Annotated in this window: 14 protein-coding genes; 6 read left to right on the forward strand and 8 right to left on the reverse strand. The window is 72.3% G+C overall.

Features of this window, described 5'->3' with window-relative positions; translation table 11 throughout:
• Positions 1 to 147 precede the first annotated feature (147 nt).
• From ACF09C_RS22180 to ACF09C_RS22190, 3 genes are read left to right on the forward strand one after another with little or no spacing between them, the layout of a single operon-like run.
• The gene (locus ACF09C_RS22180; protein ID WP_384509540.1) at positions 148 to 987 is read left to right on the forward strand and encodes a glycosyltransferase family 2 protein; all 840 of its coding nucleotides are present in this window, start codon (positions 148 to 150) and stop codon (positions 985 to 987) included.
• Positions 984 to 2072 carry a glycosyltransferase family 2 protein gene (locus tag ACF09C_RS22185; RefSeq protein WP_392093541.1) on the forward strand — a complete coding sequence of 363 codons (1089 nt, stop codon included), beginning with the start codon at positions 984 to 986 and terminating at the stop codon, positions 2070 to 2072. Before ACF09C_RS22180 ends, ACF09C_RS22185 begins: the two co-directional genes overlap by 4 nt.
• A 20-nt stretch (positions 2073 to 2092) precedes the next feature.
• Positions 2093 to 2866 carry a polysaccharide deacetylase family protein gene (locus ACF09C_RS22190; protein ID WP_392093689.1) on the forward strand — a complete coding sequence of 258 codons (774 nt, stop codon included), beginning with the start codon at positions 2093 to 2095 and terminating at the stop codon, positions 2864 to 2866.
• 75 nt (positions 2867 to 2941) lie between these two features.
• Here the strand turns inward: ACF09C_RS22190 and ACF09C_RS22195 are convergent, their stop codons facing one another.
• Positions 2942 to 3190, reverse strand: coding sequence for a hypothetical protein (locus ACF09C_RS22195; RefSeq protein WP_392093543.1), 249 nt, complete (start codon positions 3188 to 3190; stop codon positions 2942 to 2944).
• Entirely contained in the window at positions 3187 to 5805 is a 2619-nt protein-coding gene (locus ACF09C_RS22200) for a DNRLRE domain-containing protein (protein ID WP_392093544.1), read from the reverse strand. Before ACF09C_RS22200 ends, ACF09C_RS22195 begins: the two co-directional genes overlap by 4 nt.
• A gap of 266 nt (positions 5806 to 6071) precedes the next feature.
• On the opposite strand from ACF09C_RS22200, the gene ACF09C_RS22205 reads away from it, so the two are divergent.
• Complete coding sequence (locus ACF09C_RS22205) at positions 6072 to 7217, forward strand: DUF5925 domain-containing protein (protein WP_392093546.1); 1146 nt, start codon at positions 6072 to 6074, stop codon at positions 7215 to 7217.
• A gap of 111 nt (positions 7218 to 7328) precedes the next feature.
• Here the strand turns inward: ACF09C_RS22205 and ACF09C_RS22210 are convergent, their stop codons facing one another.
• Positions 7329 to 7703 carry a GntR family transcriptional regulator gene (locus tag ACF09C_RS22210; protein ID WP_392093548.1) on the reverse strand — a complete coding sequence of 125 codons (375 nt, stop codon included), beginning with the start codon at positions 7701 to 7703 and terminating at the stop codon, positions 7329 to 7331.
• A gap of 73 nt (positions 7704 to 7776) precedes the next feature.
• On the opposite strand from ACF09C_RS22210, the gene ACF09C_RS22215 reads away from it, so the two are divergent.
• Entirely contained in the window at positions 7777 to 8697 is a 921-nt protein-coding gene (locus tag ACF09C_RS22215; RefSeq protein WP_392093549.1) for a GNAT family N-acetyltransferase, read from the forward strand.
• Positions 8678 to 9172 carry a DUF402 domain-containing protein gene (locus ACF09C_RS22220; protein ID WP_392093551.1) on the forward strand — a complete coding sequence of 165 codons (495 nt, stop codon included), beginning with the start codon at positions 8678 to 8680 and terminating at the stop codon, positions 9170 to 9172. The genes ACF09C_RS22215 and ACF09C_RS22220 overlap by 20 nt, the downstream gene beginning before the upstream one ends.
• Before the next feature lie 33 nt (positions 9173 to 9205).
• Here the strand turns inward: ACF09C_RS22220 and ACF09C_RS22225 are convergent, their stop codons facing one another.
• From ACF09C_RS22225 to ACF09C_RS22245, 5 genes are all read right to left on the reverse strand, one after another.
• Positions 9206 to 9619 (reverse strand): DUF6299 family protein, encoded by a 414-nt coding sequence (locus tag ACF09C_RS22225; protein WP_392093553.1) that lies wholly within the window; start codon positions 9617 to 9619, stop codon positions 9206 to 9208.
• 75 nt (positions 9620 to 9694) lie between these two features.
• Positions 9695 to 10156, reverse strand: a complete 462-nt coding sequence (locus ACF09C_RS22230; protein WP_392093555.1) for a GNAT family N-acetyltransferase — start codon at positions 10154 to 10156, stop codon at positions 9695 to 9697.
• Positions 10153 to 11649 (reverse strand): tripartite tricarboxylate transporter permease, encoded by a 1497-nt coding sequence (locus tag ACF09C_RS22235; protein ID WP_392093556.1) that lies wholly within the window; start codon positions 11647 to 11649, stop codon positions 10153 to 10155. Before ACF09C_RS22235 ends, ACF09C_RS22230 begins: the two co-directional genes overlap by 4 nt.
• Before the next feature lie 3 nt (positions 11650 to 11652).
• Positions 11653 to 12192: a tripartite tricarboxylate transporter TctB family protein gene (locus tag ACF09C_RS22240; RefSeq protein ID WP_392093557.1), complete on the reverse strand. Its 540-nt coding sequence runs from the start codon at positions 12190 to 12192 to the stop codon at positions 11653 to 11655.
• Positions 12189 to 13172, reverse strand: coding sequence for a Bug family tripartite tricarboxylate transporter substrate binding protein (locus ACF09C_RS22245; RefSeq protein ID WP_392093559.1), 984 nt, complete (start codon positions 13170 to 13172; stop codon positions 12189 to 12191). Before ACF09C_RS22245 ends, ACF09C_RS22240 begins: the two co-directional genes overlap by 4 nt.
• Positions 13173 to 13228 lie beyond the last annotated feature (56 nt).

Here is a 13228-nt window from a genome sequence, read left to right on the forward strand (position 1 = left end):
GTGCCGCGCGGTCTGAGATGCCACCCACCCATGCCCGAACGGCGATCGTCGCTGCTCGGACGGGGTGGGGACCCCCCTTTCGTAACCGGACAGACCACGGGACAGCCCGGGGGTGGGCGGTCCACCGGACGAGAGGGAAACACCACCATGAGCTCATTCCTGCGCCCGGCCGTCGGTGGCCACGAAGCGGTGGAGCAGAGCGATCAGCGCAGAATAGCCGCGCAATACAAGGCGATCACCTCGCATTTGGCCATCACACCGCCGGTGAGCGTGGTGATCCCCGCGATGAACGAAGCGGAAAATCTTCCCTACGTCTTCAAGTCCCTGCCGGACTGGATCCACGAAGTCGTGCTGGTCGACGGAAACTCCACCGACGACACCGTGCACGTGGCCCGCGAACTCCGGCCCGACGTCAAGGTCGTCAAGCAGGTCGGCAAGGGCAAGGGCGACGCGCTCATCAGCGGCTTCGCCGCCTGCACCGGCGACATCATCGTGATGGTCGACGCCGACGGCTCGGCCGACGGCCAGGAGATCGTCTCCTACGTCTCGGCGCTCGTCGGCGGCGCCGACTTCGCCAAGGGCTCCCGCTTCGCCAACGGCGGCGGCACGGACGACATGACGCCGATCCGACGGCTCGGCAACTGGGCGCTGTGCGCCCTGGTCAACCGCAAGTTCGGGGCCCGCTACACCGACCTCTGCTACGGCTACAACGCCTTCTGGCGGCACTGCCTCGACAAGGTCACCCTGGACTGCACCGGCTTCGAGATCGAGACCCTGATCAACATCCGGGTCGTCAAGGCCGGCCTCAAGGTCCAGGAGGTGCCCAGCCACGAGTACCTGCGCATCCACGGCGTCAGCAACCTCAACGCCGTGCGCGACGGCATCCGGGTACTCAAGGTCATCCTCAAGGAGAAGGGCGTGAGACGCGCGGCGCGCCGTCGGCCGACCGCCTTCTCGGTCAACGTCCCCCGGGGAGAAGCATCTTGAACGGTCGTCAGTTCTCCGTCGTGATCTGCGTCTACACGGAGGAGCGCTGGGAGGACATCCTGGCGGCGGTCGACTCCGTGCGGAACCAGTCGCGGCCGGCCCGGGAGATCCTGCTCGTGGTGGACCACAACGAGCGGCTCCTGGCGCGGCTGACACAGCGGTTCACGGACGGCTCCGTCCACGGGGAGGGGGTGCGGGTGCTCGCCAACGCGGGCCCCCGTGGCCTGTCCGCCGGACGCAACACCGGAATCGCCGCGTCCCGCACCGAGTTCGTGGCCTTCCTCGACGACGACGCCGTGGCCGAGCGGGACTGGCTGCTCCACCTCGCCTCGGGCTACGACGACCCGCACGTGATGGCGGTCGGCGGCCGGACCCTGCCCGCCTGGGCCTCCGGCCGACGGCCCGACTGGTTCCCCGAGGAGTTCGACTGGGTCGTCGGCTGCACGTACCGCGGTCTCCCGCGCGGCCGGGTCCGGGTGCGGAACGTGCTGGGCGGCAACGCCTCCTTCCGGCGTGCGGCCTTCGACGCCGCGGGCGGATTCGCCACCGGCATCGGGCGGGACGGCGACCGGCGGCCGCTCGGCTGCGAGGAGACCGAGCTCTGCATCCGGCTCTCCCAAGTCCTGCCGGACGCGGTCCTGTTGATCGACGACCGGGCGGTGATCCACCACAAGGTCCCCGCGGCACGCGAGCGCTTCGGCTACTTCCGAACCCGGACCTACGCCGAGGGCCTCTCCAAGGCGCTGGTCTCCAGGAGTGTCGGCGCGGGCAAAGGCCTTGAGGCCGAACGGCGGTACACCACAAGGGTGTTGCCCGCCGGAGTGGTACGCGGTCTGCGCGACGCACTGCTCGGGCGACCGGGCGGCGCGGGCCGGGCCGGCGCGATCGTGGCGGGCGTGGCGATGGCGGCGGCCGGCTACGTACGGGCGGCGGTGCGGGCGCGCGGGGGCGGGGTGACGTTCTCCTCGGGCCCGATCCCGCGCCTGCCGGAGCCCGCCGACGCGGCGCCCGGGGAGGCCGCGCCGACAGAGACCGCGACCGCGCAGACCGCGCCCGAGGTGGCCGCGCCCGAGGTGGCCGCGTGAACGCACCCGTACCGATCCTGATGTACCACGCCGTCGGCCACGAACCGGCCCCGGCCGCGCACCGGCTGTCCGTCTCCCCCGAGGCGTTCGCCGCGCAGATGGAGGTCGTGGCCGACCGCGGGCTCACCCCGCTGACCACGGCGGAGCTGGCCGAGGCGTGGCGCACGGGCGGTCCGCTGCCCGCGCGCCCCGTCCTGATCACCTTCGACGACGGCTACGAAGGCGTGCACCGGCACGCGCTGCCCGTGCTCGCCAAGCACGGCTTCGCGTCGACGGTGTTCGTCTCGACCGGCTGGCTGCGCGGCACCTACGACGAGGGCGGGGCCCTGGACACCATGCTCGACTGGGACCAGGTGCGCGAACTGGCCGCCGCCGGTACGGAGATCGGCGGCCACAGCCACAGCCATCCGCAGCTCGACCAGGTCGACGACCGGCGGCTCTGGTACGAGACCCTGCGCTGCAAGGAGATCCTCCGGGAGGAGCTGGGCCGGGCGCCGGTCTCTTTCGCCTACCCGTACGGCTACTCCGACCGACGGGTCCGCCGGACCGTCCGGGCGGCCGGCTACGCCCAGGCGCTGGCGGTGGGCAACGGCGTCGCGCGGCGCCGCCAGGGGCCGTACGCCCTGGAACGGCTGACCGTGCGGCGCTCCACCGGGATCGAGGAGTTCGCCCGGCTCGTGGAGGGCCGGGCGATCGGCCGGACGTTCGCGGCGGACCGGGTGCTGACCAAGGGGTACGCCGTGGTCCGCAGAGCCCGGGGCGCGGCGCGGGCGGCCGGCAGGCTCGCGGTCTGAGGCGCGGCGGGAAACGGCCGGAGGCCGTACCGGAGCGGTGTCCGGTACGGCCTCCCGACCTCGGGCTGCTCGCCGTCAGCGGCGACGGCCCAGGGCGCGCAGGATGCGGGCGCCCAGGTGGAGGCGGCTCGCGCCGGCCGCCGTGAAGGCGCCGATCGCGATGGCCGCCCAGGTGGGCACGGTGGTGAACGTGCGCAGGCTGATGGCGACGACCGTCAGGACGACGATCATGACCAGCAGGTCGAGCACGGCCGCCGGCCGACCGCCGGGGCCCGGGGCCCCGGTCCAGCCGAGCGCCTCCCGCCGCTCGGGCCCGCGGGTCATGACAGCTGGCCCATCAGACAGCCCGCGGCCGCGACGGAGACGTAGCCCCAGGGGCCGCCCGCGAACTTCACCATGCGCAGTCCGGCGCGGGCGCGCTGGATGTTGACGGAGACGTGGTGCGACTGGACGGGCACGTAGGCGGCGAGGGCGCCGACACCGCACTTCTTGGCGGCGTTCTTGACGACCCTGCCGATCTTCTTCCACTTCCAGCTGAAGGGGTTCCACCACGGGTCGGCGACGACGGGGAACGCGGTGTTCGCGTCGAAGCTCACCGTCTGGATCAGGGTCTGGCCCTCAAGCCGGTACGAGGTGGGCACCGGCTTGCCGTGGGCGTCCTTCGCCCAGGGGGCGTTGATCGCCGCGACCGGCTCGTTCGGGTCGGACGAGACGATCACGATCGAGCCGTCCGGCTGCTGGCGCAGGCTCGAACCCGGGGCGAGGTCGATCGGAACCCGGTACTCGCGCGGCGCGGTGGCGTTCTTGATGACCTGGAGCGTGCGGCTGCCACCGGCGAGGGTGGGCTGGACGACGGTGTCCACCGGGGAGGCGGCGTCGGCGTGGACCACGCTGCCGTTGACGTTGACGCCGCGCCGCGGGCCCGCGCCGGTCCCGATGCCGACGGCGGGGATGTCGTCCGGCTTGACCTCGATGCGGCCCTGGGAGTCCCAGGGCACGGTCACGGTGCCGGTCGCCGTCTCGGCGATGGCCGCGAACCGGGAGTCACTGGTGGTCGCGGGGGTGATGTCGGCGGCGTCGAGGGCCGCGTTGGCCGCCCCGAAGGCGTCGATGGCCGGGCCCGGCCGCCAGGAGGTGTCCACGGTGAAGGTCACCGGGTCCGACCAGCCGTTGGCGTAGTGCTGACCGTCATAGGTCGTCGTACGGAAGGTGTACGCGCGGCCGGTGGCGAGCTTGCCGGCCGGGACCTTCGCGGCGGCCGTCTCGCCGGAGCGCACGAACGGGGCGTTGAAGAGGGCGACGACCTCGCCGGTCGCCTTGTCCTTGACCTCGAAGGTGCCCTGGACCTGGTCGTCCTCGTTGACGTCCTCGGTGGTGAAACGGAGCGTGGGGGTCAGGCTGTTGACCTTGTAGACACCGCCCTCGCTGTAGAACGGGGTGCCGGCCTGGAGGTTGGCGCCGTTCTTGGGCCGGTAGTTGAAGGTGACCGTCAGCTGCGGGACCTTGTCCTCCGTCGTCTCGGAGGAGTAGAAGCGCTTCCAGGCGTACGTGTCCGACTCGTCGACGGCCTTGAGGGCCACCGAGCCGGTCGCCGCCTTGGCGCTCGCCCAGGTCTTCGCCAGCTCGGTGACGTCGGTGGTCACCCGGCCCGCGTTGTTGCAGGTGCTGCTGCGGGTCTCGGTGGACGTGGCGAACTTCTGGCGCAGCGCGGGCTGCTTGGTCCAGCGGCTTGAGGTGTCGGCCGGGTCGGCCGCCCACACCTCCCAGCCGCGCTTCTCGCAGGACCAGGAGTGGTAGTTGTACAGCGACAGCTTGGCGTCGGTGACCAGCGCGTCGGCGAACTGGCCGGTCTCCCAGGTGAGGAAGGACCGGGCGGTGCGCTTGGTGCTGCCCGCGTAGTCGCCGGGCCAGCCGATCTTGAGGTCGGTGGAGGCCGACTGGTCGGTGGTGTCACCGCCCTGCACGAAGGTGTCGAAGAGCACCGAGAGGGTGTCGGTGGCCGGGTCGACGGTCACCGGGTACTTCGTGGCGGGGTCGGCGAGGAAGGCCCGGTCGGGGGTGAGCCGCAGCTCGACCGTGTCCCCGTCCTGGACGACCGTCATCGGCACCCGGGCGGTGCGCTTGCGCTCCCCGGAGCGCTCGTCCACCTGCGCGTCCCACATGACGGGGGCGGGCATGGTGGCGACCGGCTCGCCGCTCTCCCGGTCGGCGAACACGACCGAGTCGTCCGGCTGCTGGGTGGCGGTCAGGCCCGGGATCCGCAGGGGCAGGGTCATCGGGGCGGCCCCGTCGGCGGGCCGCTGCTTGAGACTGAGGAACTGCTCGAAGCCGGTGCGGGTGGCGTCGACCACGAGGTCCGCGCCCGGGACGGCGTCGGGGTAGGTGGCCTTGGGCCCGTCGAGGACCGGAGCGGGCAGTCCGCCCTTCCACTGGACGCCGATCGACTGGTCGCCGGTGCCGAGGGTGATGAGGTCGCGGGCGGCGGAGGCGGGCGCCTCGGCCGCAGCGCGTGCGGAGCGGGCCCGCGCGCCGCCGGGTCCGGCCAGCTTCAGCTCACCGGGGTGCGCCTCGGCCTCGACCGTGCCGTCGGCCTGGCGGCGCAGCGTGGCGTCCACGTCGGTCCAGACGCCGTCCTTGAGCATGCGGACGGGGCCGCCCGAGACCGTGCTGGTCAGCGTGGAGTCGGGGTTGGCCCAGGTGGTGCTGGTCTCGGTCCGGCGGTCGAGGACCTCGATCCGCCGGTCGTACGCCTGGGCGGCGAGCAGGGCCGATTCCGCGGTGACGGCCTCGGTCACGGTCCCGCCGAGCGGGTTCTGGGCGCGTACGGCGTCCCGTAGCGCCTGGTCCTGTGCTGCCTTGTCCTGTTCGGGCTCCGCCGCCAGGGCCGGAGTGGCCGCACCGAGCAGAGCGAGCGCAGTCAGCGCCGAAACGCCCCCCACCGCGATGGATCCGGAAAATCTACGCCGTATCGACGACATGCAGGTCCTTGCTTGAACGACAGGTCCGCGCCTGCCGTTCCAGCGGGCGCGGGCCTGATCAACTTTGGTTGACCTGCAAGATCCAAACATTGGCAAAGAGCAGGTAAGCAGGGCCGAAAGTCCCTCTTTGCAGGGCCGACAGACCTTTGTCCACAAAGTCCGATCAGCCCTTTCCTTCCTGCCAAAACCTGGTGCGGGCCCTGCCCCGTTGCCGGATCATGGTCGCCATGTCTGCCACGCCATCCGAGCCGTCCGGGCCGTCCGGGCCGTCTGACCCGCCCGAGCCGTCCGAGCCGCATCGGGCGCTGCCCGTCCGGCTCACCGTCGACGACAGCGACTCGCCCTCGGACGTCATCGACGCGCTCTTCCTCGGCCGGTTCACCACCGGCGAGCAGCCGCACTCCCGGAGCACGACGCTGGACCGGGTGAAGCCCGACGCGACGCTGCTGCCCGTCGGGGCGAAGGTGCTGCGCGCCGCCAAGGACGACGACCGTTCCGCGGTGCTCGCCGAGGGCGAGGGCTGGACGCTGCTCGTCTCCCGCTGGAACCGGGGCGCGGACGTCACCGTCACCGCGACGGAGCCCGAGCTCGCGGAGCGGATCCTCGGGGAGGCGACGGACGGGGCAAAGGACGAGCCCGAGCCGCAGCCCGAGAACGTGACGATGGGCTTCTGGTACGTGTCGCCGCGGCGCGGCCCGCACCGCACGACCCGGCAGATCAGCGCCGGGACGTGGGAGGAGATCCGGCCCAACTACACGGCGCCGGTGGCCGATGCGCTGGACCGGCTGATGAAGGTCACCCCCGACGACATCGCCGGCCGGCTGCTGCTGCTCCACGGGCCGCCGGGGACCGGCAAGACCTCCGCGCTGCGCACGCTGGCGCGCTCCTGGCGGGACTGGTGCCAGGTGGACTGCGTCCTCGACCCGGAGCGGCTCTTCAACGACGTCGGCTATCTGATGGACATCGCCATCGGCGAGGACGAGGGCACGGCGAAGGGCCGGTGGCGGCTGCTGCTCCTGGAGGACTGCGACGAGCTGATCCGCGGCGAGGCGAAGAACACGGCCGGGCAGGCCCTCTCCCGGCTCCTGAACCTCACGGACGGGCTGCTCGGTCAGGGCCGCAACGTCCTCGTCGGCGTCACCACCAACGAGGACCTGGAGCGGCTCCACCCCGCCGTCGTCCGCCCCGGCCGGTGCCTGGCCCGGCTCGAAGTGGGCGGTCTCACGCGGACGGAGGCCGTGGGGTGGCTCGGCACGGAGGACGGGGTCGGGCGGGACGGCGCGACGCTCGCGGAGCTGTACGCCCTGCGCCGCGGCACGTCGCCCGCCGGCATCCCGGAGTCCCGGGCCCCGGAGTCGGGGCTGTACCTGTAGGGCCGCAGCCAGGAGCCGGTGCTGTACCCGCAGGGCCGCTGCCCGCAGTCGGTGCTGTACCCGCAGGGCCGCAGCTCCGGAGTCGGGGCTCTACCTGCGGGGCCCGCTGGATCAGCTGCCGTACGTCGCCCGCAGGGCGTCCGAGATCGCCGCCGTCGCCGCCTCCCGGCTCAGGCCGAGGCGCTTCGCCTCCGTCGCGTACGTCGCCGCCGCGCTCGCCGCGAGGCGGGCCGCCGCGTCGCCGGCCGCCGCGACGAACGTGCCGAGGCGGCCGCGCGTCTCGATGACGCCGTCCGCCTCCAGCGACTTGTACGCCTTGGCGACCGTGTTCGCCGCCAGGCCGAGGTCCTCCGCGAGGCCCCTTACCGTCGGGAGCTTGTAGCCGACCGGCAGGGCTCCCGAGCGGGCGCGTTCCGCGATCTGGGCGCGGAGTTGTTCGTACGGGGCGGTCGAGGAGCCCGTGTCCATGGTGATTCGCAATGTCACCCGCCGATTCTCCCCCCGCCGCGGGGGAAAATGGGAGGCGGCCGCGCCACTCCGACGCATAGCGTGCGGCACCATGACTGTGATCGTCCGAGATGTACGCCCCGAGGACGCCGAGGACTTCGCCCGTGTCCGGCGTGCGGCGCTCCCCTACATGCTCGCCAGCGGCACCCAGGTCGCGTTCGACTGGGCGCACTCCCATCCCGACGCGCACGCGCGCCCGCTGGTCGCGGACGTCGACGGGGAGGTCGTCGGCACGGCCCAGCTCCGCGTCGCGCACGACGCGCCCGAGCCCGGGGTCGGCTCGGTCAATGTCTACGTCCACCCGGAGAAGCGGGGCCTGGGCGCGGGCACGCTGCTGGTACGGGCGTCGGAGGAGCATCTCGCGCAGTGCGGGGTGACCACCCTCTACAGCTGGGTGCTCGACGAGCCGGAGTTCCGTGCCTTCGCCGAGCGGCACGGCTACGCGGCCCGCCGCTCCGCGCACTTCCTCCGGCTCGACCTGGCCTCCGCCGAACTGCCGCCGCTCCAGGAGCCGCCGGCCGGCGTCGAGCTGCGGACCGCCGCCGCCTTCGCCGCCGACCCCCGTCCGCTGTTCGCGCTCGACGCGGTGACCACGGCCGACGAGCCAGGGGACGTGGGTGCCGAACTGAACGACTACGAGCACTGGCTGGCGACCACGTGGAACCACCCGCTCTTCGACCGCGACCTGACCACGGTCGCCGTGGTCGACGGTCGTCCGGCCGCGTTCAGCGCCGCCCAGACCGACGGCTCGGGGCGCTACAGCACGGGGATGACCGGCACCGATCCGGCCTTCCGGGGCCGGGGCCTGGCCAAGCTCGCCAAGAACGACTCCCTGCACCGGGCGCGCGCCGCGGGCTGCACGGAGGCGTTCACCGGCAACGACGCCGGCAACGGGCCGATGCTGGCGATCAACGAGTGGTTCGGCTACGAGATCTGCGCGACGGAGGTGCGCCATGTCAGGGCGCTCGGTTGAGATGGTGCTCACGAAGGCGGGGCGGACCAAGATCCGGTATCCCGCCGAGGTCGTGGCCGACGACGGCGCGCGGCTGACCGTACGCGCGCCCTGGGCGGCCGAAGGCGTACGCGACTTCGGCTTCGTACGGTTCGAGCCGGGCGACGTGTTCGTGGAGCACTACTGGCGCGACCGCTGGTACGCGGTCAAGGAGATCCGGTCCTCGGACGGCACGCTCAAGGGCTGGTACTGCGACATCACCCGGCCGTCCGTCGTCGGCGGATCCGAGGTCGTGGTCGAGGACCTGGACCTGGATCTGTGGGTGTCGGCGGACGGCAGCGAGGTGCTGCGTCTCGACGAGGACGAGTTCGCGGCGAGCGGTCTGGCCGCCGCCGACCCGGAGGCGGCGGCCCGCGCCGTCGACGCCCTCGACGAGCTCGAACACCTGGGCCGCGAGGGCCTGGTCCGGCTGCTCGGCGGTCCGCCGGACCAGTGACGACAGGGTCCTCGACGTCGGCCGAGGACGGTGTCAGCCGAGGATGACGTCCGCCTCCTCCGTCGCGAGGAAGGCGGGCATCGGCACGCCCAGCGGCCCCGAGGGCGTGAGCTGCATGAGGGTGGCCTTCACCTGGGCGACTCCGGCCCGGTAGGAGGGCTCCTTCACGACGCCCGAGTTGGTCCAGTCGTGGAGCCGGCCGTCGCAGACGGCGCGCGTGCCGCCGATGCCGGCGGAACGGTCCTGCTGGACCAGCGTGCTGGAGACGAAGACCGGGCCCGCGCTGTCGTCGAGGCAGCGGTACTGGCCGGAGAGGGTGACCGTGCCGTCGGCGGCGACGGTGCCGTACGCGTCGACGGTGAGGGTGTCGGCGGGGGCCGCCTGGGCGGTGCCGGCGGCGGCCGCGACGAGCAGGGTGCCGGCGGAGAGGGCGAGGCGGATGCGCATGAGGGGTGATCCCTTCGGGGTGGGGGGTGTACCGCCCGCCAGGGATACCGGATCACGCCATGAGCTGACTGAAACTCACTCTATCGGGGGCGAGTTGAGGCGCTTGCGGTAGTGCATACGATCGTACGGTCCGTCCACCCGGCGCTCGACGAGCTGGTAGCCGTACCGCTCGTACATCTTCTGGTTCTCCCACATCATCGCGTTGGTGAGCAGCCGGACCTCGGGCAGGCCGAGCGCGCGGGCGCGGGACTCCACGAAGGCGAGCAGACGGCGGCCGAGGCCGGTGCCCTGGGCGCCGGGGTGGACGGCGATGTTGTCGAGGTACAGGTGGTCGGCCTCGGTCCTGAGGACCACGAGGCCGACCACCGGGTCACCCGCGACGAACACCCTCCCCGCGGCGACGTCCGCCGCGTGGTCCGCCTCCATCGGGGCCGGCACGAGGCCGATCCGCTCGATGTAGTGGTGGTAGGCCGCGTCGGTGACGGCCTTCACGCGCGGAACGTCGCTCGACTCTGCGGGGCGGATGTCGTCGGTCATGCCGACACGTTACGGCGGCGGACGATCACCTTCTTCAGCAGGGGCCAGGCCAGCAGGAGCGCGACGACCGCGTAGACGGTCACCGAGAACGGGGTGTTGACCAGGCCTGTCAGCGAGCCGTCGCTGATCTGCAGGGCGCGGCGCAGCTGCTGTTCGGCGGCCGGGCCGAGGATGACGCCGATGACGGCGGGCAGGACGGGCAGTCCGTACCGTCGCATGCCGAAGCCGATCAGGCCGATGATCAGCAGGATGACCAGGTCGAGCGCCTCGCCGCCGACCGCGTACGCGCCGACGGCCGCGAAGAAGAGGATGCCGGCGTAGAGGTACGGGCGCGGGATGCGCAGCAGCTTGGCCCAGACGGGCGCGAGCGGCAGGTTCAGCGCGAGCAGCAGGACCATGCCGACGAAGAGCGAGGCGATCAGGCCCCAGACCAGCTCGGGTTCGCGTTCGAAGAGCAGCGGTCCCGGCTGGATGCCGTACTGCTGGAAGGCGGCGAGCATCACGGCGGCGACGGCGGTCGTCGGCAGGCCGAGGGTCAGCATCGAGACGAGCGTGCCGGCGGCGGAGGCCGAGGCGGCGGACTCGGGCCCCGCGACGCCCTCGATGGCGCCCTTGCCGAACTGGTCCTTGTGCTTGGAGAGCCGCTTCTCGGTGACGTACGAGAGAAAGGTCGGGATCTCCGCGCCGCCGGCCGGGATCGCGCCGAACGGGAAGCCGATGACGGGGCCGCGCAGCCAGGACTTCCAGGTGCGCCGTACGTCGTCCCCGCCGAGCCAGGGGCGGCCGACCGGGATGGCCTCGCCCGCGGTGCGGCGCAGGTGGGCGGCTACCCAGAGGGCCTCTCCGATGGCGAAGAGACCGACCGCGACGATGACGACGTCGATGCCGTCGGCGAGCTGCAGCGAGCCGAAGGTGAGGCGCTGCTGCCCGGTCATCTGGTCGAGGCCGACCAGGCCCAGGGTGAGGCCGATGAGCAGCGAGGCGAGGCCGCGGATCCGGGAGGAGCCGAGGACGGAGGTCACCGCGATGAAGGCGAGGACCATGATGGCGAAGTAGTCGGGCGCGCCGATGTCGACGGCGAGCGCGGCGACGGTCGGGGCGAGCGCGACGAGCAGCAGCGTGCCGATCATGCCGCCGGTGAAGTGGCCTATGGCGGCGGCCGCGAGCGCCTGCGCGCCCCGGCCGGCCTTGGCCATCGGGTTGCCTTCGAGGGCGGCGACGACGGCCGCGCTCTCGCCGGGGGTGTTGAGCAGGATCGAGGTGGTGGAGCCGCCGAACATGGCTCCGTAGTAGATGCCGGCGAACATGATGAAGGCGCCGGTCGGCTCGAGTCCGTACGTCACCGGGAGCAGCAGGGCGACCGCCATGGCGGGGCCGATGCCGGGCAGGACGCCGATGGCGGTGCCGAGGAGCACGCCGACGGCGGCCCACAGCAGGTTCATCGGGGTGAGGGCCGTACCGAAGCCGTCGATCAGGGAGTTGAGTGAGTCCATGGGTCAGAGCACTCCCATCAGCGGGCCGCCGGGCAGGGGAACGCCGAGCAGGTTGTTGAAGACGACGTAGGTGAGGAGCGAGAGTCCGGCGGCGATCAGCGGGTCGCGGTGGAGGTGGCGGCTGCCGAGGGCGTAGGCCGCGCCCCAGAAGAGCAGGGCTCCGGAGACGGGGAAGCCGACGGGGCCGATGAGGACGGCGAAGCCGAGGAAGACCCCGGCGAGGAGCAGGACCGTGCGCCAGTCGCTGGGCTCGGAGAGGTCGACGTCCTCGCCGCCCTCGGACTCGCCCCGGCCGCCGCGCAGGACGTCGACGGCGAGCAGGACGGCGACGACGAGCAGGCCGGTGCCGACGACCACGGGCACGGTCCTGGGGCCGACCGGGCCGCGCTGGGCGAGGTCGACGGTCATGGTGAGGGCGTCGGTGAGGACGAGGACGCCGAGGGCGAAGAGGAGCAGGCCGACGCCGAGTTCGGAGTGCTCGCGCAGCCAGGAGCGGCTACCCGCCTTGTCGATGGACGGGGTGTCGGTGTCGGTGGTCGTCACAGTCCCAGCTCCTTCAGTACGGAGGCGACCTGCTTGTCCTGCGCGGCGAGGAAGGCGCCGAACTCCTCGCCGGGCAGGAAGGCGTCGTTCCAGCCGTTCTTCTTCAGCGACTCGCGCCACTGCGGGGAGGCGTGCAGCTCACTGGCGAGGCCGACGAGCTTGTCGCGTTCGGCGTCGGAGAGGCCGGGCGGGGCGACGATCCCGCGCCAGTTGATGAACTCGGTGTCGAGCCCGGCCTCGCGCAGGGTGGGGGCGTCGAGGCCGGGGACCCGCTCGGGCCCGGTGACCGCGAGCAGCCGCAGCTCGCCGGACTCGATCTGGTCGAGGTACTCGCCGACGCCCGAGACGCCGAAGGCGACCTTGTCGCCGAGGATGGAGGCGAGGAGCTCGCCGCCGCCGTCGAAGGGGATGTAGTTGACGCTCTTCGGCGCGATGCCGGCGGCCTGCGCCATCAGCATCGGGGCGAGGTGGTCGGGGCCGCCGGGCGAGGAGCCGCCGCCGACGGGCAGCTTGCCGGGGTCCTTCTTCCAGGCGGTGAGCAGGTCCTGGATGGTCTTGTACGGGGAGTTCTTGCCGACCACGACGATGTCGGGCTCCATGGTGAGCCGGGCGATCGGGGTGGTGTCGGCGAGGGTCTTCGGGGTCTTGTTGGTGTGGACCGCGCCGACGACGCCGAGACCCATGGACATGGCAAGCTTGCCGTTGCCGTGCTCGCCGACGAGCCGGGTCAGGCCGACGGTGCCGCCGGCGCCGGGCAGGTTGAAGATCTCGATGTCGGTGGTCAGACCGGCGTCCTCGGCGTTCTTCGCCGCGGTGCGGGCGGTGATGTCGTAGCCGCCGCCGGGAGTGTTGGGGACCATGAAGCGCAGTCCTGGGATCTGGGTGCCGGTGTCGGAGCCGCCGCCGGCGGAGAGCAGGGGCGGCCCCACCAACACCAGCAGCGCGGCCCCGAGCAGGGCGAGGGGGGTGCGCAGACGCACGTGTGCCGCCTCTCGATAGGTGTGTGAAGTGGCCCACATGTTGCCCGCGCGTTAAG

This window comes from Streptomyces sp. NPDC014870 (assembly GCF_043081505.1).
GTDB lineage: Bacteria > Actinomycetota > Actinomycetes > Streptomycetales > Streptomycetaceae > Streptomyces.

What these genes read in the sequence shown, in the direction of transcription:
- ACF09C_RS22230 (WP_392093555.1), bottom strand. Translation starts at nt 10,156, where the DNA reads ATGACCGACGACATCCGCCCCGCAGAGTCGAGCGACGTTCCGCGCGTG.
- ACF09C_RS22235 (WP_392093556.1), bottom strand. Translation starts at nt 11,649, where the DNA reads ATGGACTCACTCAACTCCCTGATCGACGGCTTCGGTACGGCCCTCACC.
- ACF09C_RS22195 (WP_392093543.1), bottom strand. Translation starts at nt 3,190, where the DNA reads ATGACCCGCGGGCCCGAGCGGCGGGAGGCGCTCGGCTGGACCGGGGCC.
- ACF09C_RS22215 (WP_392093549.1), top strand. Translation starts at nt 7,777, where the DNA reads ATGACTGTGATCGTCCGAGATGTACGCCCCGAGGACGCCGAGGACTTC.
- ACF09C_RS22205 (WP_392093546.1), top strand. Translation starts at nt 6,072, where the DNA reads ATGTCTGCCACGCCATCCGAGCCGTCCGGGCCGTCCGGGCCGTCTGAC.
- ACF09C_RS22190 (WP_392093689.1), top strand. Translation starts at nt 2,093, where the DNA reads ATGTACCACGCCGTCGGCCACGAACCGGCCCCGGCCGCGCACCGGCTG.
- ACF09C_RS22225 (WP_392093553.1), bottom strand. Translation starts at nt 9,619, where the DNA reads ATGCGCATCCGCCTCGCCCTCTCCGCCGGCACCCTGCTCGTCGCGGCC.
- ACF09C_RS22220 (WP_392093551.1), top strand. Translation starts at nt 8,678, where the DNA reads ATGTCAGGGCGCTCGGTTGAGATGGTGCTCACGAAGGCGGGGCGGACC.
- ACF09C_RS22180 (WP_384509540.1), top strand. Translation starts at nt 148, where the DNA reads ATGAGCTCATTCCTGCGCCCGGCCGTCGGTGGCCACGAAGCGGTGGAG.